This window comes from Mycobacterium sp. (assembly GCF_050701675.1).
In the GTDB taxonomy this organism is placed as follows: Bacteria; Actinomycetota; Actinomycetes; order Mycobacteriales; family Mycobacteriaceae; genus Mycobacterium.
Window position 1 is genome coordinate 1 of the sequence record NZ_JBOGDD010000969.1, and the last position, 3,710, is coordinate 3,710.

Below are 3,710 nucleotides of genomic sequence, written 5' to 3' on the forward strand. Positions count from 1 at the left end.
TTCGCCTTCTACAACACCTTCGACGAGATCGACGTCTTCCTCGACGCCGTCCGCCGCATCGCCGACGGTTCGGCGAAGTAACGAGCTGGCGCCGAATCACGTTGCGCGTCAAGCGCCGAAAGTACGCTTGTTGCACGCGAATCCCGAGTAACGCCGCCAACAAGCGTGCACTCGGCGAGTGGACGGGTGATCATCGTCAGGTGACTACCCCCCAACCCCATCGCACCGACACCACCGCAGGCCTGTCTGCGATCACGCCCAAACTGGACGCCCTCGCCAAGAAGCTCGACGTGAAGTCCGTCCTGGTGATGCGCTCCGAGGCCGACTCGATGGTCGTCGCCGCCACCGCCGGTGAGGCCACCAAGCACTACACCGTCGGAGCGGCGGGCAAGAAGGCAGGCGACGACGGGCACCGGGTTCCGCTGTACTGCGAGCGCGTCGTGGACGCGGACTCCGAACTGTTCGTTCGCGACTCGCGCGAGGACGCGACGTTCGCAGGCAACGAGGACGAGACGGAATTCGGCCTGCACAACTACCTGGGCCTCGCGGTCCACGACGCCGATGGCGCCGTCGTCGGGACGGTGTGCGTACTGGACGACGCCGCGCGCGACTACACCGACGAGCAACGCGCGGAGCTTGGCCGCCTGCGGGCCGAGGTGGAGACCATCGTCCGCGAGGACGGCAACGCGCTGGGCTGAGTCACGCCCGCACGGGCACCGACAGCGGCTCCGAGATCTTGTCGGCCAGCGAGTTGTCGGTGAACGCGCCGCGGTACTTCGCAGCGGGATGCGTCTCGGGCAGCCGGTCGGCGCCTCCGCCGGACAGCTTGTGCCGCAACGTTCCCGACTTGTCGGCGCTGAGCAAGCCACGCCTACGCAGTTCGGGGAAGAGCTGCTCCGCGATGTCCTTGAACGTCCCCGGTCTCACGGCGTGGAACACGTTCACACCGTCGATGCCCGCATCGCGCCACTCCTCGAGCTTGTCGGCGACCTCAACCGGTGATCCCACGATCCGGCTGCTGCGTTCGAACGCCCGACCCAGGTCGGCGATGGTGGGTTCGGCGGAACCCGCGGCCTCCCGCGCCCACCGGACCCAGCCCTGGATACCGCGGAACTCGCCGAGATCCGACAGGGGCGTGTCAAGGGGCAGCGCGCCCGCGTCGATCCCTGCGTCACCGAGGATGTGGCACAGCACGCCTTCGAGGGACACCAACTCCTCCATCCGCGCTTCCTTCTCCCTTGCCTCGTCTGCGGTGCGACCCACGATCAGCGACAGCCCCTGGAAGAACTTCACGTCATACGGGTCACGCCCGTAACCGGCTGCCAGCTCGCGGGTTTCGTTGATCAGCCCGCGGGCCGACTCGGGATCGGGGCTGGAGATGAAGACACCCTCGGCGTTGCGCGCCGAGAAGCGCTGACCGACCGGCGACGCACCCGCCTGGAACAACACCGGGGTGCGTTGCGGCGAGGGCGTGACGAAGTGCGGCCCCTCCACCGAGTAGTGCGGGCCGACGTGGTTGATCTTGTGGATCTTCGTCGGATCGGAGTACACCCCGGCCTGCTTGTCCACCCGCAGGGCGTCCTCGTCCCAGGAGCCCTCCCACAGCTTGTACGCCACGTCGACGTACTCTTCGGCGATCTCGTAGCGCAGGTCGTGTTCGACGAGCTTGTCGTGCCCGAAGTTGCGATAGGTGTTGTCGGAGAAACTGGTGACGATGTTCCAGCCGACTCGGCCCTCCGTGTAGTGGTCGAGCGTCGAGATGCGGCGGGCGAAGTCGAACGGCAGGCTCTGGGCAATCGAGCTGGTGTACACCAGTCCCAGATTCTCGGTGGCGGTGGCCAGCGCCGAGATCAGCACCGACGGGTCATTGGTCGGGATCTGCATGCCCTGCTCGGCGACCAGCTCGTAGGACCCGTTCCACGGCGAGCGCAGTCCGGTGACGTCGGCGAAGAACATTTGGTCGTAACCCGCCTGGTCCAGGTAGCGGGCGAGTTCAACCCAGTGCTTCAGCGAGTTGATCTCGTGGTTCGCCGCGTGCGGATCCCGCCACAATCCGTGGATCACGTGCGATGGCGTGTTCATCACGAATGCGGAGAAGTACAACGGACGGTTCGCAGCTGGTGCGGGCATGGTCGACCTAACGGGTTGCGGAGGTCACGGTGTGGACCGTCGTCGACGTCGGCGGCACCGTCGGCCTAGTGCGAGAAGAGGATTCCACCGATGACGATGGCCACGAGGCCAAGGGCCAGAGCGATCCACGGCCACCACGCGCTGACCGTGTCGCGGTGGTGCTCGGCTTCGGTCATGGCACCTCGAACCCTAGGGCGCGGCGCGCGCTCACGCCCGCACCGACGGTGCCGCTCCCCCACCACGACGCACCCGTGCGACGCCGGCGCCAGGTCGGAATGGATTGGCGACCGGCGACTTTCACGGCCACGACGGCGATGGACGATTCGGTGAATAGTTGGAATCACCGTGGTTCCAAGCGGCGGAGGCGTTACCCTCCGGCCGCGTTCGCGACGAGCGCATCGACCACGTCGACGGCCTCTTGTTCGATTCCGAAGGCGCACGCGAGCGCCTCGATCGAGACGTTCGCCACCGACGTCAGGGCGTGTTGGCACTCCCATCCGTCGGAGTCCTCCTGCGCGACGACCTGGGTGACCACGCCGTCCCGAACGGACACGTTCTCGATCAGCCAGATCGAGCTCGTCGTCTGGTCGTCGACGGCCACCGAGAACCCGCTGCAGTCTCGCCACGAGGACGTGGCGGCGGCGACGAAGTCCTTGGCCAGCTTCTCCGTCGGATAGAGCACGACGGTCTGCTCGATCCAGTGTTGGTTGGCGTCTCCCGGCTCGTGCGCAACCTGATCGCGCACCGCGGTCCAGTTGCTGGACCTGTACACGAGATCCTCGGCCCCGAAGATCGAGCCGAGGCAGTCCGGATCGGAGACAGCCTCGGCGTTGTCGGACATCTCCTGATTGTCGACGACGACCTTCAACTCCGTGGCCCCGACGATGCCGTTGAGCTGCCCGACACTCAGCATCACGTCGTCGAGTTGGGACTCTTGGAGTGGCCGGACGTCAGTCGGCGCGGCATCCGCATCGCGGACGGCGATTCCCCGGACGGTGGTGGTGCAACCGGACGACGCGGCAACGGCTATCGCGACGGCCAACGCGGCGCCTGCAAGCCGACGCATCGAGGGTTACTTCTTCGGTTTGTCACTGGCGGCGTCGGCCGACAGCGCAGCGACGAAGGCTTCCTGCGGAACCTCGACCCGACCGATGGTCTTCATCCGCTTCTTGCCCTCCTTCTGCTTCTCCAGCAGCTTGCGCTTGCGGGTGATGTCACCGCCATAGCACTTGCTCAGCACGTCCTTGCGGATCGCCCGAATATTCTCGCGGGCAATGATTCTCGACCCGATCGCCGCTTGAATCGGCACCTCGAACTGCTGGCGCGGAATGAGTTCCTTCAGCTTGGTGGTCATCTTGTTGCCGTAGGCGGCGGCGCCATCCTTGTGCACGATCGCGCTGAATGCGTCCACCGGCTCGCCCTGGAGCAGGATGTCGACCTTCACCAGGTCCGCCTCCTGCTCGCCCGCCTCCTCGTAGTCGAGGCTGGCGTAACCGCGGGTACGCGACTTCAGCGAGTCGAAGAAGTCGAAGATGATCTCGCCCAACGGCATCGTGTAGCGAAGTTCGACGCGCTCCGGT

3 protein-coding genes and 1 pseudogene are annotated in these 3,710 nt (G+C 66.0%); 1 reads left to right on the forward strand and 3 read right to left on the reverse strand.

What is annotated here, in order from left to right; all coding sequences use genetic code 11:
- Positions 1 to 200: 200 nt before the first annotated feature.
- A complete protein-coding gene (locus ACRDUX_RS29305; RefSeq protein WP_526419083.1) occupies positions 201 to 698 on the forward strand; it encodes a GAF domain-containing protein in 498 nt (165 codons plus the stop codon).
- 1 nt (position 699) lies between these two features.
- On the opposite strand, the gene ACRDUX_RS29310 is transcribed toward ACRDUX_RS29305, so the two are convergent.
- From ACRDUX_RS29310 to ACRDUX_RS29320, 3 genes and pseudogenes are all read right to left on the reverse strand, one after another.
- A complete protein-coding gene (locus ACRDUX_RS29310; protein WP_526419085.1) occupies positions 700 to 2,130 on the reverse strand; it encodes an LLM class flavin-dependent oxidoreductase in 1,431 nt (476 codons plus the stop codon).
- 367 nt (positions 2,131 to 2,497) lie between these two features.
- Positions 2,498 to 3,196 carry a sensor domain-containing protein gene (locus tag ACRDUX_RS29315; protein WP_526419087.1) on the reverse strand — a complete coding sequence of 233 codons (699 nt, stop codon included), beginning with the start codon at positions 3,194 to 3,196 and terminating at the stop codon, positions 2,498 to 2,500.
- A gap of 6 nt (positions 3,197 to 3,202) precedes the next feature.
- Positions 3,203 to 3,710 (reverse strand): annotated as a pseudogene (locus ACRDUX_RS29320) (elongation factor 4); the annotation flags it as partial.

Bases quoted from the DNA above. Each gene is read 5' to 3' on its own strand.
- ACRDUX_RS29310 (WP_526419085.1), bottom strand. From the start codon at position 2,130: ATGCCCGCACCAGCTGCGAACCGTCCGTTGTACTTCTCCGCATTCGTG.
- ACRDUX_RS29315 (WP_526419087.1), bottom strand. From the start codon at position 3,196: ATGCGTCGGCTTGCAGGCGCCGCGTTGGCCGTCGCGATAGCCGTTGCC.